Origin of the sequence: Herbaspirillum sp. C7C2 (genome assembly GCF_022627865.1) — a bacterium.
Lineage (GTDB): Bacteria > Pseudomonadota > Gammaproteobacteria > Burkholderiales > Burkholderiaceae_D > Herbaspirillum > Herbaspirillum frisingense.
Genome location: NZ_JABXGI010000007.1, coordinates 84,350 through 109,105 on the forward strand (window position 1 = coordinate 84,350; position 24,756 = coordinate 109,105).

The 24,756-nt window shown below is 64.0% G+C and carries 24 protein-coding genes; 8 read left to right on the plus strand and 16 right to left on the minus strand.

Annotation, left to right across the window (positions count from 1 at the left end):
- Positions 1-153 precede the first annotated feature (153 nt).
- The 3 genes from phaR to phaC all read right to left on the minus strand — a co-directional run bounded on the left by phaR (position 154) and on the right by phaC (position 3,848).
- Positions 154-720: a polyhydroxyalkanoate synthesis repressor PhaR gene (phaR, locus tag HWE04_RS12285; protein WP_075258843.1), complete on the minus strand. Its 567-nt coding sequence runs from the start codon at positions 718-720 to the stop codon at positions 154-156.
- A 307-nt stretch (positions 721-1,027) separates the two neighbouring features.
- Positions 1,028-1,768: a 3-ketoacyl-ACP reductase gene (locus HWE04_RS12290; RefSeq protein ID WP_077238299.1), complete on the minus strand. Its 741-nt coding sequence runs from the start codon at positions 1,766-1,768 to the stop codon at positions 1,028-1,030.
- A 253-nt stretch (positions 1,769-2,021) separates the two neighbouring features.
- Positions 2,022-3,848, minus strand: a complete 1,827-nt coding sequence (phaC, locus tag HWE04_RS12295; RefSeq protein ID WP_241812561.1) for a class I poly(R)-hydroxyalkanoic acid synthase — start codon at positions 3,846-3,848, stop codon at positions 2,022-2,024.
- Positions 3,849-3,905: 57 nt separating this feature from the next.
- On the opposite strand from phaC, the gene HWE04_RS12300 reads away from it, so the two are divergent.
- Positions 3,906-4,169 (plus strand): hypothetical protein, encoded by a 264-nt coding sequence (locus HWE04_RS12300; protein WP_241812562.1) that lies wholly within the window; start codon positions 3,906-3,908, stop codon positions 4,167-4,169.
- Positions 4,170-4,322: 153 nt separating this feature from the next.
- Here HWE04_RS12300 and HWE04_RS12305 read toward each other — a convergent pair whose 3' ends face one another.
- Together HWE04_RS12305 and HWE04_RS12310 are read right to left on the minus strand one after the other, a co-directional pair.
- Positions 4,323-4,580 (minus strand): hypothetical protein, encoded by a 258-nt coding sequence (locus tag HWE04_RS12305; protein ID WP_241812563.1) that lies wholly within the window; start codon positions 4,578-4,580, stop codon positions 4,323-4,325.
- Positions 4,574-5,353, minus strand: coding sequence for a sulfite exporter TauE/SafE family protein (locus HWE04_RS12310; protein WP_241812564.1), 780 nt, complete (start codon positions 5,351-5,353; stop codon positions 4,574-4,576). The genes HWE04_RS12305 and HWE04_RS12310 overlap by 7 nt, the downstream gene beginning before the upstream one ends.
- Positions 5,354-5,548: 195 nt before the next feature.
- Here HWE04_RS12310 and HWE04_RS12315 point away from each other — a divergent pair, with 195 nt between their 5' ends.
- The gene (locus HWE04_RS12315; RefSeq protein ID WP_241812565.1) at positions 5,549-6,442 is read left to right on the plus strand and encodes a LysR substrate-binding domain-containing protein; all 894 of its coding nucleotides are present in this window, start codon (positions 5,549-5,551) and stop codon (positions 6,440-6,442) included.
- A gap of 26 nt (positions 6,443-6,468) precedes the next feature.
- Here HWE04_RS12315 and pgeF read toward each other — a convergent pair whose 3' ends face one another.
- Positions 6,469-7,215, minus strand: coding sequence for a peptidoglycan editing factor PgeF (pgeF, locus tag HWE04_RS12320; RefSeq protein ID WP_241812566.1), 747 nt, complete (start codon positions 7,213-7,215; stop codon positions 6,469-6,471).
- A gap of 30 nt (positions 7,216-7,245) precedes the next feature.
- Positions 7,246-8,373, minus strand: a complete 1,128-nt coding sequence (locus HWE04_RS12325) for an RluA family pseudouridine synthase (protein WP_241812567.1) — start codon at positions 8,371-8,373, stop codon at positions 7,246-7,248.
- A 113-nt stretch (positions 8,374-8,486) separates the two neighbouring features.
- Between HWE04_RS12325 and HWE04_RS12330 the strand changes: the two genes are divergently transcribed.
- Positions 8,487-9,287: an outer membrane protein assembly factor BamD gene (locus HWE04_RS12330; RefSeq protein ID WP_006465670.1), complete on the plus strand. Its 801-nt coding sequence runs from the start codon at positions 8,487-8,489 to the stop codon at positions 9,285-9,287.
- A gap of 107 nt (positions 9,288-9,394) precedes the next feature.
- On the opposite strand, the gene yaaA is transcribed toward HWE04_RS12330, so the two are convergent.
- Positions 9,395-10,171: a peroxide stress protein YaaA gene (gene yaaA / locus HWE04_RS12335; protein WP_234294004.1), complete on the minus strand. Its 777-nt coding sequence runs from the start codon at positions 10,169-10,171 to the stop codon at positions 9,395-9,397.
- A gap of 247 nt (positions 10,172-10,418) precedes the next feature.
- Between yaaA and HWE04_RS12340 the strand changes: the two genes are divergently transcribed.
- From HWE04_RS12340 to HWE04_RS12360, 5 genes are all read left to right on the plus strand, one after another.
- Positions 10,419-12,206: a methyl-accepting chemotaxis protein gene (locus tag HWE04_RS12340; RefSeq protein WP_241812568.1), complete on the plus strand. Its 1,788-nt coding sequence runs from the start codon at positions 10,419-10,421 to the stop codon at positions 12,204-12,206.
- Positions 12,207-12,445: 239 nt separating this feature from the next.
- Positions 12,446-12,730 carry a hypothetical protein gene (locus HWE04_RS12345; RefSeq protein ID WP_077238304.1) on the plus strand — a complete coding sequence of 95 codons (285 nt, stop codon included), beginning with the start codon at positions 12,446-12,448 and terminating at the stop codon, positions 12,728-12,730.
- A 12-nt stretch (positions 12,731-12,742) separates the two neighbouring features.
- A complete protein-coding gene (locus HWE04_RS12350) occupies positions 12,743-13,270 on the plus strand; it encodes a putative toxin-antitoxin system toxin component, PIN family (protein WP_241812569.1) in 528 nt (175 codons plus the stop codon).
- 63 nt (positions 13,271-13,333) lie between these two features.
- Positions 13,334-14,491 (plus strand): pyridoxal phosphate-dependent aminotransferase, encoded by a 1,158-nt coding sequence (locus tag HWE04_RS12355; protein WP_006464481.1) that lies wholly within the window; start codon positions 13,334-13,336, stop codon positions 14,489-14,491.
- Between the two features lie 77 nt (positions 14,492-14,568).
- On the plus strand, positions 14,569-15,261 hold the full coding sequence (locus HWE04_RS12360) for a glutathione binding-like protein (protein WP_077238287.1): 693 nt from the start codon (positions 14,569-14,571) through the stop codon (positions 15,259-15,261).
- Positions 15,262-15,302: 41 nt separating this feature from the next.
- Here the strand turns inward: HWE04_RS12360 and HWE04_RS12365 are convergent, their stop codons facing one another.
- From HWE04_RS12365 to HWE04_RS12400, 8 genes are all read right to left on the minus strand, one after another.
- Positions 15,303-17,162, minus strand: coding sequence for a sensor domain-containing diguanylate cyclase (locus HWE04_RS12365; RefSeq protein WP_241812570.1), 1,860 nt, complete (start codon positions 17,160-17,162; stop codon positions 15,303-15,305).
- 254 nt (positions 17,163-17,416) lie between these two features.
- A complete protein-coding gene (locus HWE04_RS12370; RefSeq protein WP_241812571.1) occupies positions 17,417-17,872 on the minus strand; it encodes a MaoC family dehydratase in 456 nt (151 codons plus the stop codon).
- Between the two features lie 50 nt (positions 17,873-17,922).
- Positions 17,923-18,951 (minus strand): GGDEF domain-containing response regulator, encoded by a 1,029-nt coding sequence (locus tag HWE04_RS12375; protein ID WP_006464477.1) that lies wholly within the window; start codon positions 18,949-18,951, stop codon positions 17,923-17,925.
- Between the two features lie 19 nt (positions 18,952-18,970).
- Positions 18,971-19,993, minus strand: coding sequence for a chemotaxis response regulator protein-glutamate methylesterase (gene cheB, locus HWE04_RS12380; RefSeq protein WP_241812572.1), 1,023 nt, complete (start codon positions 19,991-19,993; stop codon positions 18,971-18,973).
- Positions 19,990-22,350, minus strand: a complete 2,361-nt coding sequence (locus tag HWE04_RS12385) for a hybrid sensor histidine kinase/response regulator (protein ID WP_241812573.1) — start codon at positions 22,348-22,350, stop codon at positions 19,990-19,992. Before HWE04_RS12385 ends, cheB begins: the two co-directional genes overlap by 4 nt.
- Entirely contained in the window at positions 22,347-23,018 is a 672-nt protein-coding gene (locus HWE04_RS12390) for a chemotaxis protein CheW (protein ID WP_241812574.1), read from the minus strand. Before HWE04_RS12390 ends, HWE04_RS12385 begins: the two co-directional genes overlap by 4 nt.
- Positions 23,011-24,291: a CheR family methyltransferase gene (locus HWE04_RS12395; RefSeq protein WP_241812575.1), complete on the minus strand. Its 1,281-nt coding sequence runs from the start codon at positions 24,289-24,291 to the stop codon at positions 23,011-23,013. The genes HWE04_RS12390 and HWE04_RS12395 overlap by 8 nt, the downstream gene beginning before the upstream one ends.
- A complete protein-coding gene (locus HWE04_RS12400) occupies positions 24,288-24,755 on the minus strand; it encodes a chemotaxis protein CheW (protein WP_241812576.1) in 468 nt (155 codons plus the stop codon). Before HWE04_RS12400 ends, HWE04_RS12395 begins: the two co-directional genes overlap by 4 nt.
- Position 24,756 lies beyond the last annotated feature (1 nt).

Consider the following 24,756-nt stretch of genomic DNA (forward strand, 5'->3'; position numbering starts at 1 on the left):
GGGAAAAAGCGAAAAATGCTTTAAAAATCAGGGCGCTATTGTACATCGTCCGCTCATTTGCGCCTGTTTTCGGGTCATGACCGCCCTGGCAGGCCAGAAAAGCGAAACGGCCCACGCGGGGCCGTCGGGTCGGGCAACTTTTGTTCCGGCTGCTTACTTCTTCTGATCCGGCGGGGTACCGGTGGCGCCGAAGGGGAAGGTTCCGAACATGTTCTTGGTCTGGCTCTGCATCTGCTCCTGCATCTGGATGAACAGGTTCTTGCTCTGCTCGATGTAGTTGCTCATCATGCCCTGCATCATCGGCCCCTGCACGTTCATGAACTGGGTCCACATCTCCGGGCTGAAGGGCTTGCCTTCGTAGAAGCCCTTGGAATTTTCGGCCAGCTTGTTCTGGATATCGATGAAGGTCTGGATGTTCTTTTCCAGATAGTTGCCCATCATGCCCTGCATGGCATGGCCGTAGTAGCGGATGATCTGCGACAGGGCACCGCTGGAGAACATCGGGACACCGTGCGACTCTTCTTCCAGGATGATCTGCAGCAGGATGCTGCGGGTGAGGTCATCGCCGCTCTTGGCGTCGACCACGGTGAATTCCTCATTGTCCAGCACCAGTTGCTTGACGTCGGTCAAGGTGATGTAGGAACTGGTCTGGGTGTCGTAAAGACGGCGGTTGGGGTACTTCTTGATCAAGCGGTCTGCCGAATTTTTTGCAGTAGTCATCTGAAGTCCAGTCTCTCTCATTGCAGCCGTTGGCCGGCCTTGGTTTGCAGCGGTGCGGGCCGCTTCGATGCGCTCCCGACCCGCGGGCGTCCGGGACATTGATGCTGTCCTCTCCTTGCTTCTTCTACTGTGATGCAGCTAGCGTCGTCCTCGCGACGCGGTCGCAATCCTTTTGCAGGGCAGCAACGCAAGCCATTATAGGGGGGAAGACGCACAATGGGGAGCCCGATCGTGCAGTGCGGAGAAATTCTCCGCCGATGGCCGCAGCAGAGGCAGGCGGACAACCTGCCTGCTGCAGCAAAGGACATCAGCCCATGTACAGGCCGCCGTTGAGGGAGAAGTCCGAACCGGTCGCATAGCCGCCCTCGGAAGAGGCGATCCAGGCCACGATGGAGGCGATTTCCTCCGGCTCGCCCAGACGCTTGACGGGGATGCCGGAGACGATCTTCTCCAGCACTTCCGGGCGGATGGCACGCACCATGTCGGTACCGACATAGCCCGGCGAGACGGTGTTGACAGTCACGCCCTTGGTCGCCACTTCCTGCGCCAGCGCCATGGTGAAGCCGTGGATGCCGGCCTTGGCGGTGGAATAGTTGGTCTGGCCGAACTGGCCCTTCTGGCCGTTCACCGACGAGATATTGACGATACGACCGAAACCGCGCTCGCACATGCCTTCGATGACCTGTTTGGTGACGTTGAAGAGCGAATTGAGGTTGGTGTCGATGACCGCATCCCAGTCGGCCTTGCTCATCTTGCGGAACTGGCCGTCGCGGGTGATGCCGGCGTTGTTGACCAGCACGTCCACTTCACCGATCTCGGCGCGCACCTTTTCGAAGGCGGCCTTGGTGGATTCCCAGTCAGAGACGTTGCCTTCAGAGGCATGGATGTCGAAGCCGTGGCCGCGCATGGTGGCCAGCCAGGAGTCCTTGCGGGTGGAATTGGGGCCGCAGCCGGCCACCACGGTATAGCCGTCCTTGCACAGACGGGTGCAGATGGCGGTCCCGATGCCGCCCATGCCACCGGTCACATATGCGATACGCTTGCTCATTTGCTGCCTCCTATTGGATGGTGATTATTGGGGTTCCAACTGCTGCCTGTTACCCCTGTTTCGGGTCTGCTTTGCGCCGCATTGGTCGGGAGGCCGGGTCTTGCCTGGCTTCCCTGTATTGGTCTGGCCGATGCCGCCGCGGATGCGACGCCGGTCGTCTCTCTCTGTCGGCGGCTCCGGTCTGCCGGATCACCGCCCTCTTTTCATCATTGCCGCCGACTTCTGGGCCTCCCCTGGCCGGCTGGCTGATCCTTCAGGCCACCAGCTGGTCGGCCTTGACCTTGACATAGCGGCCCGGTGCCGGCTCGATGTGCTTGTAGCGGGTCGAACCCGGCGACTTGGGCGCGGCCACCTTGCGTCCGCCATGCTTGGCCAGGAAGGCCGCCCACTCGCCCCACCAGCTGCCGGGATGCTCGGTGGCGCCGGCCAGCCAGGTATCGGCATCGGCGCCGGCACGGGCCTTGTCGTTGGTCCAGTAATTGCGCTTGTTCTTGGAGGCAGGATTGATCACGCCGGCAATGTGTCCCGACGCGCCCAGCACGAAACGGTTGTTGCTGCGTTTGCCGGCGTTGACCAGGTCCAGCGAGGCATAGGCGGATTTCCAGGGCACGATGTGATCATCACGCGAGGCATAGATGAAGGCCGGGGCGCTGATCTTGCGCAGGTCGATCTTCTCGCCGCCCACCGTCAGGCGGCCCGGTTCCTTGAGCGCATTCTCCAGGTACATATGCCGCAGGTAATAGCAGAACATCGGTCCGGGCAGGTTGGTGCTGTCGGCATTCCAGTACAGCAGGTCGAAGGCGCTGGGCTTTTCGCCCTTGAGGTAATTGGATTCGACGTAGTTCCACAGCAGGTCGTTGGGACGCAGGCTGGAGAAGGCGCTGGCGAAATCGCGCCCGGCCATCAGACCGCGCTGGCCGATCATCTGTTCGCGCAGGGCCAGTTGCATCTCGTCGATATAGACGTCGATGGCACCGGTGTCGGAGAAATCAAGGAAGGTGGTCAACAGCGTCAGGCTGGCCACCGGGTCTTCGCCGCGGGCGGCCAAGAGTGCCAGCGCGCAGGACAGCAGCGTGCCGCCCACGCAGAACCCGAGGGCATTGATCTGCGGCTGCTTGCTGATTTCCTGGACGATGTGGATGGAACGTGCCACGGCATCATCGACGTAGTTGTCCCAGGTCGCTGCCTCCACCGTCTCGTCGGCATTGCGCCAGGAAATGAGGAACACGGTGTGCCCCTGCTCCACTGTGTAGCGCACCAGCGAATTCTGCGGCTGCAGGTCGAGGATGTAGAACTTGTTGATGCAGGGCGGCACGATCAGCAGCGGCACCGCATGCACGGTCTTGGTCAGCGGCTTGTACTGGATCAGCTGGAACAGCTCGTTCTCGAAGACCACCGACCCCTCGCTGGCGCCGACGTCACGCCCCACTTCGAAGGCGGTCTCGTCGGTCTGCGAGACATGGCCCTTCTGCAGGTCGGCCAGCAATTGAGCGATGCCCTTGGTGAGACTCTCGCCGCGGGTCTCGATGATCTTTTGCTGGGCCACCGGATTGGTCGCCAGGAAGTTGGCCGGCGACATCGCATCAATCATCTGCTGCACTGCAAAACGCAATTTGTGCCGCACCTTATCGGTGCCCTTGACCGCATCGGCCATGGCCAGCAGGAAGCGCGAATTGAGCTGATAGGCCGCCGCCTGGAACGCGAAGTAAGGATGTTCCTGCCAGGCCGGTGCCGACAGGCGGCGATCGGTGATGGTCGGCGCCTTGGCCGACAGCATCGACTGCCACAGTTCGCCGAACTCGCGGGTGTACTCCTGCTGCAGGCGAACCGCATCGGCGGGGTCGAGCGTGGCGCCCATGTCGCCCAGCTGCCTGGCCAGCAGTGTCGGATCGATCTGACCTGCACCGGGCGGCATGCCTGCCATGCCAGCCATATTGGGCATGGGCGGCAGATGCGACCTGAATTGCTCGAACTGGGATTGGAATTGGGACTGCAGCGAGGTCCAGAACTTCGGATCGGACATCTGTGCCAGCCACGCGGATACATCGGGAGAGGGTTGCTGCGGATTCTGCTTGTTCATGCTCGGATCTGCAATTTTCGCGTATCTTTACGGTTTGTCTCGAAGCGCCATCTCACCATGTATATCGTCGCTATCGCATGGCTCTACGTCGTCTTCATGATGTCGATCACCGAACAGTCAGCGATTGCCGGCATCGCCACTTTCCTGCTGTACGGGATAATTCCCCTGACCATCGTTTTATACCTGATGGGTACGCCGCAACGCAAGCGGAATCGTCAAAATATGAAGAAATTGGCAGCGGCCCGCAAGGAAGACTTGGAACATGACAGTTCAGTGAAACGCGAGTTACCGTCCGAGCCTGAGGAGCGCCCCCCTTCCTGAAGAGACTTGATGGCCACCCCATCCGGCGAACAGGAAAACTTAGAAAATGGCAGGCCGCACGCACCATCATCGTGAACCCGCGCGCTATACGGCACATAGGTTTGCGCAGTGCATCATGGGAGCGGACTGTACCGAAAACCTCAGTGCTTGAACTCAGCGCCTGCGGGAACGACGCAGGGCAATCGGTCGGTAACACGGCTTGAGGACGGCCAGCATGTCACGCAGGACGGCCGAGCCTCGCCACGGTGGCGAGACATAGGCCATACGTAACTTCAATCCTTGACTGTCACGTAACTCACAATCAAGCATGGCAATCATGCAGCCATCCAGCCAGGCATAGACATGCACTTCGCCGGGCAACTTCTGCTTCGGCCCCTCGATCCGCCAGGTTGGCGAGGTCATCGTCACCATGGCGCCAGCTCGGTGATGTGCCAGGCCAGATGGAGACCCAGCAGCAGCAAGCCGATGAAAAAGGCGCGCCGGAAGCTGGCTGCACGGACCATGCCGCGCACCCGGGTGCCGATGGCCATTCCCAGCAAAGCCGGCACCAGCACCACCAGCGAGGCCCAGCCTACGCCACCGCTGAAGGCTCCACCCTGCCCCAGGTTGACGGCCAGCGCCAGGGTGGAGACCGTGAAGGACAAGCCCAGCGCCTGGATCAACTGGTCGCGCTGCAAGCCCAGCGCCTGCAGATACGGGACAGCAGGAATAACGAACACGCCGGTGGCCGCCGTCACCAGCCCGGTCAATAGCCCGATGACGGGCGACCACCAGCGCTCCCGCCCGGGCCGTACGCTCGGCGTCCACGCCGCCAGGCCGGCGATGGCATACAGCATCAGTGCCAGGCCCAGGATGACAATGGCACGGCGACCACCGTCCACTCCCATCAGGCCGCTGCCGGCCAGCGTACCCACCACGATGCCCACCAGCATGCCCCACAGGCGCCGCGCCAGCGCCAGGAAGGCGCCACCGGTGGCCAGTTGCCAGCCATTGGTGACCATCGAGGGCAGGATCAGCAAGGCCGCCGCCTGTACCGGCGACATCACCAGGCTCAGCAAACCAATCGCCACCGTCGGCAGGCCCAGGCCGATCACGCCCTTGACGAAGCCGGCCAGCAGGAACACCGCCAGGCTCACGGCCAGGACGGTGGCATTCATATCGAGGAAGGAAAACAGGCTGGGCATGGCGAAAGGAGAAGTCGACGGTGCTTGCTACAAGGCGTTCAGTCTGCCAGCCTCGGTCGGCTCTGCAAATGTGGAATACACTTAGGCAGCCTTCGGCCTGGCCGAAGGCACAATCCGGCTTGCCTGCCCCATTTTTCCTGTTGTGGACCTGCGCCCCTCCCCACACTCCACACTTCACACCACACCCTACACACCATGAGCAACCGATTCGAACTATCCGACCTGCGCCTGTTCCTGTATGTGGTCGAGAGTGGCAGCATCACCGCCGGCGCCACCCGCGCCCATATGGCACTGGCATCGGCCAGCGCCCGCATCCGCAATATGGAGGACGCCCTCGGCACGCCCCTGCTGGAGCGCGGTCGGCGCGGCGTGCAGACCACCGATGCCGGGCGCGCGCTGGCCCACCACGCACGCATGATGGCGCAGCAGATGGAACAGTTGCGCGATGAACTGGGCCAGTACGCGCAGGGCCTGAAGGGGCATATCAGGCTGCTGTGCAACACCTCGGCCATGACCGAATTCCTGCCGGAAGTGCTGGCACGCTTCCTGGCGCGGCATCCGCATACCGATATCGAACTGGAAGAAAAACTGAGCTACGAGGTAGTACAAGCCGTGGTGGACGGGGTGGCCGATGTCGGCATCATCGCCGACTCCACCGACAGTGGCCCGCTGCAGACCTATCCGTTTCGCCAGGATCACCTGGTGGCCGTGCTATCGAAAAAACATCCGCTGGCCCGCCGCAAGTCGCTGGCCTTCAGCGAGCTGCTGGGCGAGGATTTCATCGGCCTGTCCGGCGACAGCGCCTTGCAACAGCATCTCTCGGGCCACGCCACACGGGCCGGCCGACGGCTGCAATACCGGGTCCGGCTGCGCAGCTTTGACGGCATCTGCCGCATGGTCGAGCATCAGGTGGGCGTGGCGGTGATACCGGAAACAGCGGCCCTGGCCAGCGCCGGCCACATGGATATCCGTGCCATCCCGCTCAGCGACGGCTGGAGTCGCCGCCAATTGCTGATCTGCGTACGCGGACTGGAAGGCATGCCGGGGCATACGCGGGAGCTGATCCAGGCCCTGCAACGCCATCCCTGACGGCGTACAAAGCACGAGGACCGGAATTATTTCAGCCAGATCAGCGAGGCCATGCGGCCCGTGGTCTTGTCACGCCGGTAGGAGTAGAAGCGTTGATCGGCGACCGTGCACAGGCCACCGCCGCTGACGTCGTGTACCCCGACTGCGGCCAGGCGCTGGCGCGCCAGTTGGTAGATGTCGGCCAGGTACTTGGCGGGACGACCGGGATAGTCGCGAAAGGCGGCTTCAGCCTCTGGCTGCCGGGCCAGGAAGGCTTCCCGTACCTCGGCCCCGACTTCGAAGTTGTCCGGCCCGATGGCCGGTCCCAGCCAGGCCATGACATCGGCCGCCCCGCGCGCGCGCATGGCGACCACGGTACGCTCCAGCACGCCGGCCGCCAGCCCGCGCCATCCTGCATGGGCTGCGCCGACCACGCTGCCGGCGCGATCGCAGAACAGCACCGGCAGACAATCGGCGGTCATCATCACGCACACCGCGCCGGGCGTCGTGCTGATGCAGCCGTCGGCCTGCGGCTGCGCCGGCAAGTCGGCCGCATCCAGCACCTCCACCCCATGCACCTGGCTCAGCCAGGCCGGCTCCTGCGGCAGCAGGCGCCGCAGCAGCGCACGATTACGTGCCACCAGCAAGGGATCATCGGCCACATGCAGGCCCAGGTTCAGGCCAGGGCCACCATGACCATCGTCGTAAGGGGCCGGGCTGTAGCCGCCGGCGCGCAAGGTGGTCATGGCGCCCACGCCAGCAGGCGCCGGCCAGTCGGGGATCAGCAGCTCCATGGAGCGCCCTCCCCGGCCCGCCGGGGCCGCTCAATAGTCATCATCTTCGTCGTCATAGTCGCCGGCCACCGGATCGGGCTGCTCATCCATTTCGGGAATCACCGCCAGGGCCGGATCGATGCCGGCGCGCTGCAGCAGCGCCACGATGTCCTCCGGCAGCGGTGCGGCCCACTGGCGGAACTTGCCGCTACCCGGGTGGACCAGGCCGAGGCGACCGGCCAGCAGCGCCTGACGCGGGAACACCGGGATCAGGTGATGCTTGCCATACAGCGCATCACCAACCAGGGCAAAGCCCAGCGACTGCAGGTGCACGCGGATCTGGTGGGTACGCCCGGTTTCCAGGCGGCAATGCACCAGGCTCACCGGCTTGCGATCGATCTCGCCGGTGGCCAGGCGACGGTAATGGGTCACCGCCGGCTTGGCGCGCATGCTCTGCGATACCGCCATCTTGATGCGGTCACGCGGATGGCGCGCCATCGGCGCATTGATGGTGCCGGACAGCTGCGGCAAGCCCCACACCAGCGCCAGATACTGACGCTTCATGCTGCGCGCCTGTAGCTGTCGCACCAGATCGGTCTGCGCCGCCAGCGTCTTGGCCACCACCATCAGGCCGCTGGTCTCCTTGTCCAGCCGGTGCACGATGCCGGCACGCGGAACTTTGGCCAGCGCCGGGCAATGGTGTAACAGACCATTCAAGAGCGTGCCGCTCCAGTTGCCGGCAGCCGGGTGCACCACCAGACCAGCCGGTTTGTTGAGCACGATGATGTACTTGTCTTCATGCAGGATATCCAGCGCCATGGCTTCGGGAGCATAGGGCTGATCGGCCGGGGCCGACTGCGGCGCCACCTCGACCAGCTCATCGCCCAGCATGGTCATCTTGGCCTTGGCGGGGGCACCATCGACGGTGACGTGACCGTCTTCAATCCATTGCTGGATGCGGTTGCGGGAAAATTCGGGCATGAGGCCGGACAGGACCTTGTCCAGCCGCTGGCCGATGACTTCATCGCCCAGGCGCAGGCTCAGGGGCTCCAGGCCAGAGCTGCCATCGTCGTCGGCAGCGGCCTGGCCGTGGTCGTCGTCGAAAGCCTCCTCGGCAGGGAGGTCGGGGGTCATTGGCGTATCGCCATTTGTAATCGGAAGGGGTTTCTTACGTGACATCAGCTATAATCGCCGGATCGGGTTGATTGTATTTCGGGTATCGATGCAGCCGGCTCGGGTAGGCGCACAGCGCCATGCACAACTGATAAGTCCCAGACAAGCACACAAGAGTCATGCACAAAATCTTATTGAAGTTCTTCATCATCGGTTTTGCCCTCTCGCTCACCGCCTGCGGCCTCTTGCCGGAGCAAAAGGATGAGACGGTCGGCTGGTCTGCCTCGAAATTATACTCGGAAGCCAAGGACGAACTGAATGCCGGTGGCTACGAGAAGGCCATCAAGTACTTCGAGAAGCTGGAATCGCGCTACCCCTTCGGTACCTATGCGCAGCAGGCACAGATGGACATCGCCTACGCCTACTACCGCCAGAACGAGCAGGCCCAGGGCCTGGCGGCGGTGGACCGCTTCATCAAGCTGCACCCCAACCATCCCAACGTCGACTACATGTACTACCTGCGTGGCCTGATCAATTTCAATGATCGCACCAGCATCTTCGACACCTTCACCGACCAGGACAACACCGAGCGCGATCCCAAGGCCATGCGTGACGCCTTCGACTCGTTCAAGCTGCTGGCAGAACGTTTCCCGGACAGCAAGTACACCCCGGACGCCATTGCACGCATGAAATACCTGGTCAATGCCATGTCGCAATACGACGTCCACGTGGCCAACTACTACTACCGCCGTGGCGCCTACGTATCGGCGGCCAACCGCGCGCAGGCCGCCATCAAGCAGTATCCGGACTCGCCTGCCAACGAAGAGGCGCTGTTCATCCTGATGCGCTCCTACGAAGCCCTGGGGCAGACCAAGCTGAAGGAAGATACCGAACGCATCATCCAGGCGACCTACCCCAATAGCCCCTGGTACACCGGTGGCCCCAAGCAGAAGGCCAAGCCCTGGTGGAAGGTCTGGTAAGCCAGCTTCACCCCATATAAAAAAACCCTCGCCATGCAGATGGCGAGGGTTTTTTGTTTGCTTGACGTTTCCATCAGGCAAGGCGCTGAGCCCCGCCCGGCTGCAGTTCAGCCCTCCAGGCGACGGCGGAAGACCCAGTTCTTCTCATTGGAAGCCTCGGGCGCGAAGGCATAGCCTTCCAGGTCGAAGGCCTTGAGCTTCTCCGGCTGGTTGATATTCTTCTGCGCCGCATAGCGCGCCATGAGCCCGCGTGCGCGCTTGGCATAGAAGGAAATGATCTTGTACTTGCCGCCCTTCCAGTCCTCGAACACCGGCGCGATCACCTGTGCCTTGAGCAGCTTGGGCTTGACCGACTTGAAGTATTCGTCCGAAGCCAGGTTCACCAGCACCGGCGTCTTCTGCGCGGCCAGTTCCTCGTTGAGGGCATCGGTGATCTCGCTGCCCCAGAAGGCGTAGAGGTCCTTGCCGTTGGGATTGGCCAGCCTGGTCCCCATTTCCAGGCGATACGGCTGCATCAGGTCCAGCGGACGCAGCATCCCGTACAGGCCCGAGAGAATGCGCACATGGTTCTGCAGGTAATCCAGCTGCTTGCCATTGAGCGATGCCGCATCCAGGCCCTCGTAGACGTCACCATTGAAGGCCAGCACGGCCTGCTTGGCATTCTTCGTGGTGAACTTGCGCGACCAGCTTGCATAGCGGTTCACATTGAGCACGGACAACTGATCGGAAATTCCCATCAGGCTGCCGATCTCAGCCGGCGAGAGCTTCTTGAGCAATTCGATCAGCTCGGCCGAACGCGGCACAAAAGCCGGCGTGGTATGCACATCGGTGGTCGGAGGCGTGTCGTAGTCCAGCGACTTGGCGGGAGACAAAACAATCAGCATGAGGCGGTTATCCAATGATCAGGTTGGGACAAGGTGGCCGCCATGATACCGAAAGCGCGGCCCTTGCGCCCGCACCCTCCTCCAAGTTCCGCCGAAGCGGCAATATGCGCCGCAAAACACTGGTTATTGCCGCTTTGATCTGACAAGGCGGGCTCCTAAACTGCATGAGCCAACCCTGCAGGCAAGGGTCGATCCGTCACCCGCATCCGGTGCTCCACCACCGCCATTCCAAGACCAAGGACACGCCATGAAATGGTTCTACGATCTGCGCATCGCCCGCAAGCTGATGCTGACCTTTGCCGCCATCCTGCTCCTGACCGCCGTGCTGGGGGTGTTTTCCATCGTGCAGCTCTCACGGGTCAACGACGCCTCCACCGAAATCGCCACCAATTCCCTGCCCAGCGTGCGTTACCCGCTGGAGGCCAAGGTCGCCCTGGCGCGCATCCGCACGATACAGTTGCAACACATGCTGCCGGGCAACGAAGGCAACGTGGAGAGCAATGAAAAAACCATCGGCGGCCTCTTCACCGACCTGTCCAGGATCCTGGACAAGTACGCGCCCCTGGTCAATTCGCCCGAAGAGAAAACCAACTTCGATGCGATCAAGGCCGATCAGGCCATCTTCACCAAGATGCACCAGGAGATAGCCACCCAGGTGCGCGCACAAAAGATCGACGACGCCCGTGAACTGCTGATCAAGCAAGCGACCCCGGTCTACCTGCGCCTGTTTGCCGCCCTGGACAACGCGGTCAACATCAATGTCAAAGGCAGCGAGGAGACTGATCAGGAAGCCCAGGACCGCTATGAAAGCTCGCGCATCATGATCGGCGCCCTGCTGGCCGCCTGCATCGGCCTGGGGATGCTGCTGGCGACCTGGGTGGCGCGCATCGTCTCGCGCCCGCTGCAGGATGCCATGCACGTTGCCGAACGCGTGGCCGAGGGCGACCTCACGGTCGAGATCAAACCCGCCGGAGCCGACGAGACCGGCCACCTGATGCGCTCGCTCAAGGCCATGAACGACAGCCTGCTGCGCATCGTCACCCAGGTCCGCGAAGGCACCGACACCATCAACACCGCCTCCCGCGAGATCGCCACCGGCAACCTGGACCTGTCCACCCGTACCGAGCAGCAGGCCAGTTCGCTGGAAGAAACCGCCTCGGCCATGGAAGAGCTGACCTCGACCGTCAAGCAGAACGCCGACAACGCCCGCCAGGCCAACCAGCTGGCGCACTCGGCGTCCGACGTGGCCACCCAGGGTGGCAGCGTGGTGTCGCAGGTGGTCGATACCATGGGCGCCATCAACGATTCCTCGCGCAAGATCGTGGAAATCATCAGCGTGATCGACGGCATCGCCTTCCAGACCAATATCCTGGCCCTGAACGCCGCCGTGGAAGCGGCCCGTGCCGGTGAGCAAGGGCGCGGCTTCGCCGTGGTGGCCTCGGAAGTGCGCTCCCTGGCGCAGCGATCGGCCGCCGCAGCCAAGGAAATCAAGATGCTCATCGACGATTCGGTGGCCAAGGTCGATACCGGCAGCAAGCTGGTCGAAACCGCCGGCAGCACCATGACCGAAGTGGTGGCCAGCGTGCGCCGTGTCACCGACATCGTGGGGGAGATCACTGCCGCCAGTTCGGAGCAGAGCGATGGCATCGAACAGGTCAACATCGCCATCACCCAGATGGACGAAGTGACCCAGCAGAACGCCGCGCTGGTCGAACAAGCCGCCGCCGCGGCCGGCTCGCTGCAGGAACAGGCCGTCCGCCTGACCGAACTGGTCAGCGTGTTCAAGCTCAAGCCTGACCTCTCCGGTCATGCGCCTCGCTCCGCCCGTGCAGCCGGCGCGGTCAGCCGTGCGGCTGCACCTGTCACGGCCAAATCGCCGCCGGCCGCCCGCCCGGCACCCTCCCCGGCCATCGCGCGCACCCCTGTGGCCGCGGCCGCTGCTGCACCGGCCCTGCCGGCGCGCAAGAGCGAAGCTGCCGCCTCGCGCAGCAACAAGGTGGAGACCGGCAACGATTCAGATTGGGAACAGTTCTGAGTGGCAGCACGATGGCGGCCGGGCCGCCATTCAAGTTCTGCAACATTCTTGCCGTAGATCAATGGAGTCGCCGCAGCAGGTAACGGCGGCAAGGACCAGCAAGGTGCATGTCGCCGGCACTTCGGCAGCCAATCGCTGTCCATGTTGACAGTGGCGGCGGCCTGCGCATGCGCTGCTGGCCGGCACTGCAGGCCAGCACTGTAGGCCACTACGCATTGATCACCGGCAAGGAGGACGACATGAAACGAGACAAAGCCCTGATGGGCGAAATCCTGAAGCAGCTGGCATCCTTCGGCACCCTCTACGGCGACGTCGAGAAGATACAGAGCGCCCTCCCCGGCCAGGTGGCGCCCGAGGTCATCCTGCATCATCTGCGCCTGCTCTATGACCGCGGGCTGGCAGCGGTGGACATGCATAATTTCTGGCGCGTCACCGATCAGGGGTATGATGCGCTCGAATCTGGCGGCGAGCTCTTCAGCAAGCAGGAAGCGCCGCTCCCCGGCCAGCGTGGCATCGACAACTAGCTTTTCCATTCAATGAGCAATCCAGCAACACACCCTCTCCCTTCCCCGCTTTCTTCCGAACCCGCTGCCGCCCTGGCCACCGCCTCCCCCGGCGGACGCCAGCGGCTGGTGCTGGACACCAATGTCTGCCTGGACCTGTTCGTGTTCCGCGACCCGCGCTGGGCGCCCCTGCTGCAGGCACTCGAAGACGGCAGCGTGGAGGCCTACACCCGCGAGGACTGCCGCAATGAATGGCTGGCGGTGCTGGACTATCCCCACCTGCCGGTCACGCCCGAGAACAAGCCAGCCATCTGCGCCCAATTCGACCGCCTGCTGCAGTGCCTGCCGCTGGCCGAGGTCAATACCTTCGGCCTGCCCGTCTGCACCGACCGCGACGACCAGAAATTCCTGGAACTGGCCCTGCAGTGCCGCGCCCACGTGCTGGTGAGCAAGGACAAGGCCGTGCTCAAGCTGGGCAAGCGCACCCTCAAGCGTGGCATGTTCGCCATCGTGCAGCCCCAGCACTGGCGGCCGGATGCCTTCCTTGCGATGCCTGCCTGAACCGGCCGGCGAATGCGGCTAGAATAACGGGCTTGCGATCATCACAAGAACGAGCCCGCTGCAATGAGCACCCCCACTATCGTCACCAAACTGCCCAAGGTCGGCACCACCATCTTCACCGTCATGTCCGCACTGGCCTCCGAAAAGGGCGCAGTCAACCTGGGACAAGGCTTCCCCGACTTCCATTGCGACCCGACGCTGGTCAACGCGGTCACCCAGGCCATGCAGGAAGGCCTGAACCAGTACCCGCCCATGGCCGGTGTGCTGCCGCTGCGCGAAGCCATTGCCGACAAGGTCGAACAGCTCTACGGGCATCGCTACGATCCGGTCTCCGAGATCACCGTCACCGCCGGTGCCACCCAGGGCATCCTGACCTCGGTACTGTGCGCGGTACATGCCGGCGATGAAGTCATCGTCATCGAACCGGTCTACGACTGCTATGTACCGGCCATCGAACTGGCCGGCGGCGTGCCGGTGTTCGTGCAGATGGAAGTGGGCGCGGCCGGTTACAGCATCCCCTGGGACAAGGTCAAGGCCGCAGTCACCCCCAAGACCCGCATGATCATGGTCAACACGCCCCACAACCCGACCGGCAGCGTCATGCGCGCCGCCGACGTGGCGGCCCTGGCCGATATCGTGCGCGGCACCGACATCCTGATCCTCTCCGACGAAGTCTACGAGCACATGGTCTACGACGGTCAGCCGCATGAGTCCCTGGCGCGTCACCCCGAACTGGCCGAGCGCAGCTTCATCAATTCCAGCTTTGGCAAGACCTACCACGTCACCGGCTGGAAGGTCGGCTATGTGGCCGCACCCGCCGCCCTCACGGCCGAATTCCGCAAGGTGCACCAGTTCAACGTGTTCACCGTCAATACCCCGGTGCAATACGGGCTGGCGGCCTACATGAAGGACCCGGCGCCCTACCTGGACCTGCCGGCCTTCTACCAGAAGAAGCGCGACCTGTTCCGCGCCGGCCTGGCCGCGACCCGTTTCGAACTGCTGCCCTCGCAGGGCACCTATTTCCAGTGCGTGAAGTACGGCGCCATTTCGGACCTGCCCGAAGCCGAGTTCTGCAAGTGGCTCACCACCGAGATCGGCGTAGCCGCCATCCCGGTCTCGGCCTTCTACAACACGCCACGTGAATCAGGCATCGTGCGCTTCTGCTTCGCCAAGAAGGACGAGACCCTGCAACTGGCGCTGGATCGGCTGGCCAGTCTGTAAATCCTTTATCTCTTTTATAGCGTTAGCGCATCGCCCGGCATTGCCCGGGCTCCACCCGACACCTACAGAGGACATCCATGATCGACGTATACAGCTGGGCCACCCCCAACGGCCACAAGGTTCACATCATGCTGGAAGAATGCGGCCTGCCCTACACCGCGCACGCCATCGATATCGGCGCCGGCGACCAGTTCACGCCGCAGTTCCTGAAGATTTCGCCCAACAACAAGATCCCCGCCATCGTCGATCCCGATGGTCCGGACGGCCAGCCGATCTCGCTGTTCGAATCGGGCGCCATCCTGATCTACCTGGCCGGCAAGACCGGTCGCTTCCTCGGCGAAACCGATCGCGAAAAGTATGAAGTGCTGCAATGGGTGATGTTCCAGATGGGTGGCCTGGGGCCGATGCTGGGACAGGCGCACCACTTCCGCCTCTATGCGCCAGAACAGATCGAATACGCCGTCAATCGCTACACCAATGAAGCGCGTCGCCTGTACCAGGTGATGGAAAAGCAACTGGGCCAGCACGCCTACCTGGCTGGCGAGCAGTACACCATTGCCGATATCGCCTGCTTCCCCTGGACCCGTTCGCACAAGAACCAGGGCATCGATCTGGCGGACTTCCCCAACGTCAAGCGCTGGTTCGATGCCATCAGCGCCCGTCCGGCCGTGCAACGCGGCGTGACCGTGCTGGCCGACAAGCGCAAGCCGCTGCAGGATGACAAGGCCCGGGAACTGCTCTTCGGCGCCAGCCAGTACCAGAAACGCTGAACACCGGGCACTGGGCCCTCAGCACCACGGAGCTGCTGCGCTCAGCCCCGTGGTACGCAGGCCAGGGGCGCGAATTCGAAGCGGTTGCGCCCTTTTTCCTTGGCGCGATAGAGAGCATCGTCACTGGCCCGCAAGACCTGCTCCTGGCCGGCGCTGTCGGCCTGCATCAGGGCGATCCCGATGGACAGCGTCACCTCCACCTTATGCCCGTCATGCCATAGCGGCTGGCCGGCAAAGCAGTTTTGCAGACGCGTCGCGAATTCGGCTGCCGCCTGCAGGTCCACCCCGGACAGGATCACGGCAAACTCTTCCCCACCCAGCCGCCCGGCGGCATCGGTCTTGCGCAACTGGCTCATGAGCACGTCGGCAAAGTGCTTGAGCACCTGATCCCCCACGGCATGCCCCAGGCTGTCATTGATGCGCTTGAAATGATCCAGATCGCACATCAGCACCGCCGCCGTGCCGGCGATGCCGCGCTGGATGCGGTTGTACTCTTCCTGTAGCCGCTGCATGAAGTGACGACGGTTGGGCAACTGCGTGAGGTAGTCGGTCAGGGCGAATTCCTGCAGTTCGAGCTCGATGGCCTTGCTCTGGCTGATGTCGCTGATGAAGCCATGCCACAGGATGGTGCCATCGGCCAGCCGCCGTGGCCGGGCCTCACCGCGCAGCCAGCGCACGCACTGGCCCGGTGGCATGACCCGGAACTCCAGTATCCAGTGAGAGGCACCGGCCAGCACCGCCTGGCGCGCCGCTTCGTAGAGCGGCATGTCTTCCGGATGGATCACGCTCTTGATCACCGCCGGCGACTCCAGCAACTGCTGGGGCGCCAGGCCATAAGTCTCGCGCGCACCTTCGCTGACATAGGTGAAGTACCCGCGCCCGTCCGGTGGCACCTTGAACTGGAACACCATCCCCGGAATCTCGTGGGTCAGGTAATCCAGCATGCGGCTGCTCTTGGTCAGCTTTTCGGTGAGCCGCTTGATCTCGGTGATGTCGGTAGTGGTACCGATCATGCGTAGCGCATTGCCCTCGGCATCGCGTGCCACCACCTTACCGCGACTGCAGATCCACTTGTAGCTGCCATCGCGGCAGCGGATGCGATGCTCGACCTGGTAACTGTCGGAGCGCGACTCGAAGTGCTGGCGCACGGTCTCCTGGACATAGGCCAGGTCATCCGGGTGGATGCGCTGGTAGGCGTCCTCCAGGTGACTGGAGAGCTCCCAGTCCTCGTATCCGAGGATGGCTTTCCAGCCGCGCGAATAATACATCTCGCCAGTGACGGCATTGCGGTCCCAAATGCCGGTACCGCTGCCTTCGATGGCCAGCGCCATGCGCTCGTCAGCCACCCCGGGCGGCTCGCCCTTGACCCTCACATGGACCGGTACCAGCGAGCGCTCGATGGCCAGCATGGCCATCGATACTGCCGCCCCGACACTGCCGCGGTAGCCCTGATCGCGCTCCACACTGTCATCGACCGCCACCTGCCCGTCGGCGCATACCACCAGCACCCCCGCCACTTCCCCGGCGAAGGAGCGCAGCGGCAGCATCTCCCGCAGGCGCAGGCCGTATGCTGCGCCCAGCGCAGACAATCCACTCCAGAAACCGGTGGTATCAGGATCATCCACCTCCAACGCCGTCACCTCGGCCAGGAAAGCCGGCGCCATGCGTGGTGCGGCACCTATGCGCATGCGGCGCGCCTGGGCGTCGAACAGGAAGATCGCCAACATGCGCTGTGGGGTGGCGCAAGAAAAACCGCTGGCGATACGATCAAGCAACTGATCCAGCGGAGCGCCGCGAGCGATATAGGAGAGCGTGAGGTTATTGAAAGCGAGTGCCTTGCGCGCGAAGTCGCAATCGCGGTTATGCTCGGCGGCAACGGCGGCCAAGGGGGCCGCGTCCATTTTTGGCGCTTGTTCTGACATCATGAAAGCATGTTCGGCTATGACTTGGCGGTTCGAGCAAGGGCCGCGCTGGCCACCGTGGAAGGCCGCCTTATCGGGCCTTTACCTTAGCACCATACGCGAGCACATTGCACGCAAATCAATCCTGCCCGGACCCTGCGATGCGTCCAGGCGACAAAGTAGGTGAGCTTCTGCGAGAAAGCAGATGGCCCGCCCCGTGGAAAGCGAGCCAGAGCGGATCGTCGACCCTGCGCTCAGTAGCAGCGCACGAGAAATTCAGCCACGCACACCGGCTTTTCCAGCCCCTCGCACTGCACCGTGATTTGCCAGGTGAGCTGCAGGCCACCCGGGACTTCCTCCACCGCCTGCAGCGTGATGAGGCCGCGCACCTGGCGTCCTACCGGCAGCGGTGCCGGGAAACGTACCCGGTTCAGGCCATAGTTGAGCAGCATGCGCACCTCGGGGCCCATGCTGATGGATTCAGACAGCATCCGCGGCAACAAGGCCAGCGTCAGGAAACCATGCGCGACCGTGCCGCCAGAGGGCAATTCCCGCGCCGCGCGCGCCGGGTCGACGTGAATCCATTGGTGGTCGCCGGTGGCATCGGCGAACCGGTCGATCTGCTCCTGGGTGATGGTGATCCACGCGCTGGTGGCCACTTCCTGGCCGGCCAGCGATTTCAGTTCTTCCAGGCTGGCGATGCTGCGCATGCTGGTCTTCTCCTTGTTGTCGTCATCGGGGGCAGTACGTCGGCGCTCGCTCAGCCATCCTGCCAGACCACCCGGTTGCGTCCCTGCTGCTTGGCCAGGTACAGGCGGCGATCGGCCATCTCGATCAGTTCACTGATGTCCTGCGCCTGGCCCGGAACCACGCAGGCCGCACCCACACTGACGGTGAGCCAGGAACTGACATTGGAGCGTTCATGCGCGATCTGGTTCGCCTCGATCAGCTGACACACCTTATGGGCGATGGTCTGCGCGCCTGCCAGCGGCGTGCGCGGCAGGATCATGGCGAATTCCTCGCCACCAAAACGGGCCGACAGATCGGCCGGCCGCTGGATGCTGTTGTCCAGCGTCTGCGCCACCCGGCGCAGGACGGCATCCCCGGCCACGTGACCGTAGGTATCGTTGAAGAGCTTGAAGAAATCCACGTCGATCAACAGCAGCGACAAGTCCAGACCGTCGCGCCGCGCACGCCGCCATTCGGCGCCCAGATAATCATCGAAATAGCGGCGGTTGGCGATGCCGGTCAGGCCATCGGTATTGGTCAGGCGCTGCAGTTCGAAATTGGTCTTCTGCAACTGCTGCTGACTCTCGCGCAGTGCACGATAGGCGGCGTCCCGCTGCAGCAGGTTGATGTAGGAGCGCGAGTGGTAGCGCAGGCGCGCCACCAGTTCGATCACATCCGGCAGCTTGACCATGTAGTCATTGGCCCCCCCGGCAAAGGCATCGCGCTTGATCTCCGGATCGTCACGCGAGGACAGCACGATGATCGGCACATTGGCCAGGGCGGCGCTGGCACGATACTGACGCACCAGGGTCATGCCATCCACGCCCGGCATCACCAGATCCTGCAGGATCACGGTGGGCCGAGTCTTCTCCGCCACCGCCAGCGCCTCCTCGGCGCGGGTGCAGAAATGGAAATCGATGTGCTCTTCGTTGAGCAGGGCGCGGCGGATCGCCTCACCCACCATGGCCTGGTCATCCACCAGCAGCACCATGATCTTGTATTCGTCGCTCGGTGGCACGGGGCCACCGGTCTGGATGTCGGTAGGTTGCACCGAGCTCATTGTTTCTTCCTTCTATTCTTCATGTTGACGCCACGATGGCTTGCAGCCGCGCGGCGATAGCCGTCACGGACAGCACCTCGACGGCAGCGTTCAGGGCCACCGCCGCCTTGGGCATGCCATAGACCGCGCAGCTTTTCTGGTCCTGGGCGATGGTGTGGTAGCCGTTCTCACGCAAGGCCTTCAGGCCGGCTGCGCCATCGCGCCCCATGCCGGTGAGCAATACGCCGGTGGCCTTGCCTTGCCAATGCCGGACGATACTGTGGAAAAAGGTATCCACCGACGGCCGGTAGACGTCGGCGGCAGCGCCTTCGACATAGGCCAGCCGGCTGTTTTCCTTGAAGACCAGATGATGGTTGCTGCCGGCCAGCAGGACTTCGCCACGGCGTGGCAGATCCCCCTCGCCGGCCAGGCGCACCCGCAGCAGCGACTGCTGCTGCAGCCATTGCGCCATGCCGGGCGCGAAGCCGGCATCGATATGCTGCACGATCACGATGCTGCCCCCGAACTCGCGCGGTAACTGCTTGAGCAAGGTGGCCAGCGCCGCCGGACCACCGGCCGACGCCCCTACCGCCACCAGGGGTGCCAGGTCTTCCGAGGACACCGACGGTAGTGGTCGCACGCCGGGCCGCACCGGCGCGGTCACCACTTCCGGACCGAGCCGGCCGAGGTTGTCGATCTTTTCGATCAGCGCTGCGGCGTCACGCTTGCCGGCCGCGCCGATCAGGGCCGGGGTCTGGGTGGCATCCAGCGCACCATAGCCCAGCGCCTCGTAGATCTTGGCGGCACTGGTATCCATGTCCGAGGTCACCACCAGGATCGGGCAGGGTGTCTCCTGCATGATCCGGCGGGTGGCTTCCACGCCATCGACCTTGGGCATGAGCAGATCCATCAGCACCACGTCCGGCAACTGCCAGGCGCACATCTGTACTGCCTGTTCACCGTCGCGGGCAATCCAGATCAGCTCGTGCCGGCCGCTCTCGGCGACGACCCGGCGCAGTACTTCCACCATCATGGGCGTGTCGTTGACGATCCCGATCTTCACGATGTCGCCTCTCCAATCAAATCCGTGACGGCCTGCAACAGGCTTTCGTCATGGAAACTGCTCTTGGTGAAATAGTGATCGGCGCCGGCCTCCAGGCCGCGCTGCCGGTCTTCCTCACGATCCTTGTAGGACACGATCATCACCGGTAGCGACTGCAGCTGCGGTGCGCCGCGAATCAGGCTGACCAGTTCGATGCCGTCCATGCGCGGCATGTCGATATCGGTGATGACCAGGTCGAAGTGCTCGGCGCGCACCGCATTCCAGCCATCCATGCCATCCACTGCCACCGTGACCTGATAGCCGCGATTGGCAAGCATCTTGCGTTCCAGCTCGCGCACGGTCAGCGAATCGTCGACCACCAGCACCTTCTTGCGGGCGGCCACGGCGGCCTGCGCAGCGCCGTCCTGGTCCACCGTCTGCAGGCGCCCGGACGAGGTCAGCTTCTGCACCGTGCGCAGCATGTCGGCCACATCCAGGATCAGCAGCGGCGCACCATCTTCCATCAGCGCACCGGCTTGCACATCGGGGATCTTGCCCAGGCGCGGATCCAGCGGCTGCACCACCAGCATGCGCTCGCCGAGGAATGCATCCACCGCTACGCCATAGCTGTGCTCCTGTTCGCCGATGACCACCACGCAGACGCTGCCGTCACGGGCGCGCCACTGCCCCTTCTGCAAGACCTGATGAGCACTGACCAGGCCGATCTGGCGGCCCTCGTGGCTGAAGTGCTGGTAGCCTTCCAGCGTCTGCAAGGCTTCGGCTGGCAGGCGCAGCGTGCGGTTGACGTAGGCCAGCGGGAATGCATAGGGTTCGCCGGCAATCTCCACCAGCAGGCTGCGGATCACCGACAGGGTCAGCGGCAATTGCATCAGGAAACGGCTGCCCTGCCCCGGCCGGGTGGTGATGCGGATCGTGCCACGCACCTGCTTGAGCATGTCGGCCACCACGTCCAGCCCCACGCCGCGCCCGGAAATCTCTGTGACGGTGTCACGCAGGGTGAAGCTGGGCAGCAGCAGGAATTCCAGCAACTCCGCCTCGGACAGACGGGCCGCCGTCTCTTCGTTGGACAGTCCGCGCGCCACCACGGCGCGCCGCAATTGTTCGATATCGATGCCGGCACCATCGTCGCTCACTTCGATGAGCAGCATGCCGGCGCTATGCCGGGCCTCCAGCCGCACCACGCCCTGCTCCGGCTTGCCAGCCGCCCGGCGGATCGCGCCGTCTTCGATGCCGTGGTCCACGGCATTGCGCAGCAGGTGACCGATGGGGGCTTCCAGCTTTTCCAGGATGTCGCGGTCGATCTGGGTGACGCTGCCGCTGATGTCCAGCCGCACCGACTTGCCCAGGGTATGGCCGACGTCGCGGACCATGCGGGCAAAACCGCCGGTGCCATCGGCGAAGGGCCGCATGCGGCATGCCAGCGCTTCGTCGTAGAGACGCTGCGACAGGTTCACCGAGCGGCGGTCGAAGGCCTCCAGTTCATTGACCTGGTCGCCCAGCAGATGCTGGTTCTGCTGCATCAGCGTACGCAATTCGGACAAGGTGGCCTGGGTGAATTCATCCAGCTGGGTGGTGGACAGCTTTTGCTGCAGCAGGTCCAGTGCCAGCATGGCTTCGCGCTGCACGCGCTTCATGCGCAGCATGCTGGCCGCGAAGGGCTTGAGACGGCGCGATTCGACCAGGGATTCCCCGGTCAGGCTCAGCAGATGATCCAGGCTCTCGGCGCTGACCCGCACGGAACGTGTACCGGCAGGGGCCGCTACCGGCGCGGGCGTGGAGGCAGGCGCGGACAATGCCGGCGCGGACTCGGCAGCGACGGCAGCCACCAGAGGGGCGGGCGACGCCACGGTCTCGGTGGGTTCGGCCTGGGCAGCAGTGGAAGGTGCGGAAGGCGCAGAGGGCGCAGCGGCAGCTGGCGCAGCAGTGTGTGGCCACGGAGCCGCGTCGCCACCACTCATCACCGCGGGCAGGGCCAGCAGGAAGGCTTGCACCTCTGCGCTACCGGCGTGATCGGCCCAGGCTTCGTCGCCATCGGGCGGAGAAGCGATGCGTCCCAGCAGGTCGGCCCCGCGCAACAGCACATCGATGTGCTTTTTCTCCAGCAGCAGCTTGCCCTGCTGGGCCAGCACGAAGCAGTCCTCCAGCACGTGGGCAACCTTGACCGCCGTTTCCAGCCCGACGATACGGGCTGCGCCCTTGAGCGAATGACCGGCACGCATGCAGGCTTCCAGGTGTTCGGCCGCCGTTGGCTGCAACTCCAGCGCCAGCAGGCTGGCGTTGAGCTGGGCGATCTGGCTTTCCGCCTCGAAACGGAACAGGTCCAGCATGGACATCTGGCTCAGGTCGGGCGTACTCATGTCATGCTCCGGTTGAGTACGTAGAACAGCAATTCATGGTCCAGCAGGCCGATCTGTCGGCCACGCCACTCCACCATGCCCCGCGTGTACTGGATCGTGGCGTGGGCCAGCGTAGTCGGTACCGGCGCCAGTGCATCAGGGGCATAGCGGTGCACACCCACCACCTGCTCCACCGGGAAGACCAGCGTCTGGCCTTCGTAGGCGGTCACCAGCAGATGGGAAGCGCCCTGCCCCGCCGCTGACTCCGTCTGCAATTGCAGCAACTGCGCCAGCGAGACACAGATGCGCAATGCACCCCGGATGTTGAGCACGCCGCTGATGGCCGGGTTGCGCTGGTGCGGCAGACTGTGTACGGGACGGGTCTCGGCCACTTCCTGCACCACCGTGGCGGCAATGGCCAGCCACTCGCCGCCGATGCGCACCACCAGCGCGGAAGCGTCTGCACCCTGCTGCGGTGGCTCAGTCCCCACGGCGGAATGCATCCACTGCTGCGCCACCTCGGCCGAGGCCGGAATGCGATCGAGCTGCTGCAGGGCGGCGCGGGCGAAGGTCGGACAATTCAGGCAGCGCAGGTGCTGCTGCAGCTCGGAGCAAGTGCCATCGCCCTTGGTGCCGATGCGGTTCCAGCAGTCATCGATCACGGCATCGGTTGGCATCACTTCAGCCATGTGCGTCCTCCCGTGACGGGCTCAGGCGGGCGGCACGCTGACGCATGCGCTCGGCGCCGGCGATATCGCCCTGCGCCTGCAGCAGCGCGGCCAGGTGCAAGAGTGCGGGCTGGTGCTCGGGTTCCAGGTAGAGCGCCTTGCGATAGCAGCGTTGTGCCTGCTCGTGGTCGCCACCGGCGTCGAGGATCAGGCCCTGCAGATAGAAGGCAGCCGCGCTCGGCCCCTGCTCCTGGATGGCCTCCTGGCACAAGGCCTGGGCCTGTTCGAGCTGGCCCTGGTCGGCCAGCAGCCGCGCGCGCTCCAACTGGCCGGATGGCAGCGCGACCGGCGGCGAAGCCATCGCAGACGGCGCCGGCACGGCTGGCCGGCGCTTAGCCGCGACAGCAGGCGCGCCCATCGGGATGGCAGATACGGGCGGTGGCACCGCCGCGGTTTTGGCTGGCGCGGCCCAGGCCGGCACATGGCCGCTGGCCCGCTGTACAGGGCGCTTGCGAAACCCGAAAGCCAGGGCGATGCCAGCCGACTCCAGGCGCGGACTCAACAGGATGCCGCCCTCGGCCGGACCGACGAAGATGACGGCATCCGGCTTCATCAGGCCTTCCAGCAGGTTCACCACGGTGTGCTGCACGTCGCGTTCGAAGTAGATCAGCACGTTGCGGCAGAAAATGAAATCGTAAGGGGCGGCATGCCGCAGGAAATCCGGTGCCAGCAGGTTACCGGGGGCAAAGCGCACCTGCTCGCGGATGTGTGGCTGCAAGTGCCATTGGCCGTCATGCGCAGTGAAATAGCGGTCACGAAAGCCCAGGTCGCGCCCCCGGAAGGAGTTGCGCCCATAGATGCCGGCAGCGGCGATCTCCAGCGAGCGGGTGCGGATATCGTAGGCGTCGATCACGAACTGGCCTGGCAGCAGGCCGGCATCGAGCAGGGCCATGGCCAGGGAATACGGTTCTTCGCCGGTGGAGCACGGCAGGCTGAGGATGCGTATCGGGAGCGCAGGCTGTGCGGCCAGGCGCTCGCGGGCCAGGCGGGCAGCCGCGAGTATGGCTTCGCGATCGCGGAAGAACCAGGTCTCCGGCACTACCGCCAGTTCGATCAGGGATTGCAACTCCGCGGCCGAGGTCTGCAGCAGCGCGAGGTAGAGGCTGTCATCGCTGATTTCCAAGGCTGTCATGCGCTCGCGCACCACGCGTTCGATCAGGCTGGCACCCACCGTGGCCATGTCCAGGCCCATCGCAAGCTTGAGCTTGTCGGCGATGTGCGGCAGGGCCTTCATGCCGGCTCCTGCGGAAAGAGCAGTGCGCGGGTGGCCGGGTCCAGCAGGTCCTCGACCTGCACCCGCTGCAGCAATCCACCCTGATAGGGCCGCACCGGGCCCAGATAAGGCGCGCCCTCATTACGCACGGCCGCCGGGACAAACCCGGCAGGATCACAGCGCAAGGTCTCGGTGGCCTGCTCCAGGATCAGGCCCAGCAACTGCGGCGCGGGCAGGCCAGCGTGGTAGTGCAGCAGCACCAGGCGGGTACTCACGCGTGCCGCGGCAGCACGGCCCAGCGCCAGATGCGACAGGTCGATCACCGGCACGTGGCCATCACCGTGGTGCAGCAGACCGGCCACCCAGGGGGGTGCCCCGGGCAGGGCCTTGCAAGGCGAGAGCGGCAGCACCGACGCCACCTCGGCGGTAGACAGTGCATAGCGCTCGGCGCCCAGCGAAAACAGCAGGAACAAAGACTCGCTCATG

Bases quoted from the DNA above. Each gene is read 5' to 3' on its own strand.
- HWE04_RS12325 (WP_241812567.1), bottom strand. From the start codon at position 8,373: ATGTCACGTAAGAAACCCCTTCCGATTACAAATGGCGATACGCCAATG.
- HWE04_RS12370 (WP_241812571.1), bottom strand. From the start codon at position 17,872: ATGCGCAGCATCGCCAGCCTGGAAGAACTGAAATCGCTGGCCGGCCAG.
- HWE04_RS12315 (WP_241812565.1), top strand. From the start codon at position 5,549: ATGAGCAACCGATTCGAACTATCCGACCTGCGCCTGTTCCTGTATGTG.
- pgeF (WP_241812566.1), bottom strand. From the start codon at position 7,215: ATGGAGCTGCTGATCCCCGACTGGCCGGCGCCTGCTGGCGTGGGCGCC.
- HWE04_RS12365 (WP_241812570.1), bottom strand. From the start codon at position 17,162: ATGGACGCGGCCCCCTTGGCCGCCGTTGCCGCCGAGCATAACCGCGAT.
- HWE04_RS12385 (WP_241812573.1), bottom strand. From the start codon at position 22,350: ATGAGTACGCCCGACCTGAGCCAGATGTCCATGCTGGACCTGTTCCGT.
- yaaA (WP_234294004.1), bottom strand. From the start codon at position 10,171: ATGCTGATTGTTTTGTCTCCCGCCAAGTCGCTGGACTACGACACGCCT.
- phaC (WP_241812561.1), bottom strand. From the start codon at position 3,848: ATGAACAAGCAGAATCCGCAGCAACCCTCTCCCGATGTATCCGCGTGG.
- HWE04_RS12300 (WP_241812562.1), top strand. From the start codon at position 3,906: ATGTATATCGTCGCTATCGCATGGCTCTACGTCGTCTTCATGATGTCG.
- HWE04_RS12375 (WP_006464477.1), bottom strand. From the start codon at position 18,951: ATGAGCTCGGTGCAACCTACCGACATCCAGACCGGTGGCCCCGTGCCA.
- HWE04_RS12290 (WP_077238299.1), bottom strand. From the start codon at position 1,768: ATGAGCAAGCGTATCGCATATGTGACCGGTGGCATGGGCGGCATCGGG.
- HWE04_RS12400 (WP_241812576.1), bottom strand. From the start codon at position 24,755: ATGAGCGAGTCTTTGTTCCTGCTGTTTTCGCTGGGCGCCGAGCGCTAT.
- HWE04_RS12305 (WP_241812563.1), bottom strand. From the start codon at position 4,580: ATGGTGACGATGACCTCGCCAACCTGGCGGATCGAGGGGCCGAAGCAG.
- phaR (WP_075258843.1), bottom strand. From the start codon at position 720: ATGACTACTGCAAAAAATTCGGCAGACCGCTTGATCAAGAAGTACCCC.
- HWE04_RS12360 (WP_077238287.1), top strand. From the start codon at position 14,569: ATGATCGACGTATACAGCTGGGCCACCCCCAACGGCCACAAGGTTCAC.
- HWE04_RS12355 (WP_006464481.1), top strand. From the start codon at position 13,334: ATGAGCACCCCCACTATCGTCACCAAACTGCCCAAGGTCGGCACCACC.
- HWE04_RS12350 (WP_241812569.1), top strand. From the start codon at position 12,743: ATGAGCAATCCAGCAACACACCCTCTCCCTTCCCCGCTTTCTTCCGAA.
- HWE04_RS12310 (WP_241812564.1), bottom strand. From the start codon at position 5,353: ATGCCCAGCCTGTTTTCCTTCCTCGATATGAATGCCACCGTCCTGGCC.
- HWE04_RS12330 (WP_006465670.1), top strand. From the start codon at position 8,487: ATGCACAAAATCTTATTGAAGTTCTTCATCATCGGTTTTGCCCTCTCG.
- HWE04_RS12345 (WP_077238304.1), top strand. From the start codon at position 12,446: ATGAAACGAGACAAAGCCCTGATGGGCGAAATCCTGAAGCAGCTGGCA.
- HWE04_RS12395 (WP_241812575.1), bottom strand. From the start codon at position 24,291: ATGAAGGCCCTGCCGCACATCGCCGACAAGCTCAAGCTTGCGATGGGC.
- HWE04_RS12390 (WP_241812574.1), bottom strand. From the start codon at position 23,018: ATGGCTGAAGTGATGCCAACCGATGCCGTGATCGATGACTGCTGGAAC.
- HWE04_RS12340 (WP_241812568.1), top strand. From the start codon at position 10,419: ATGAAATGGTTCTACGATCTGCGCATCGCCCGCAAGCTGATGCTGACC.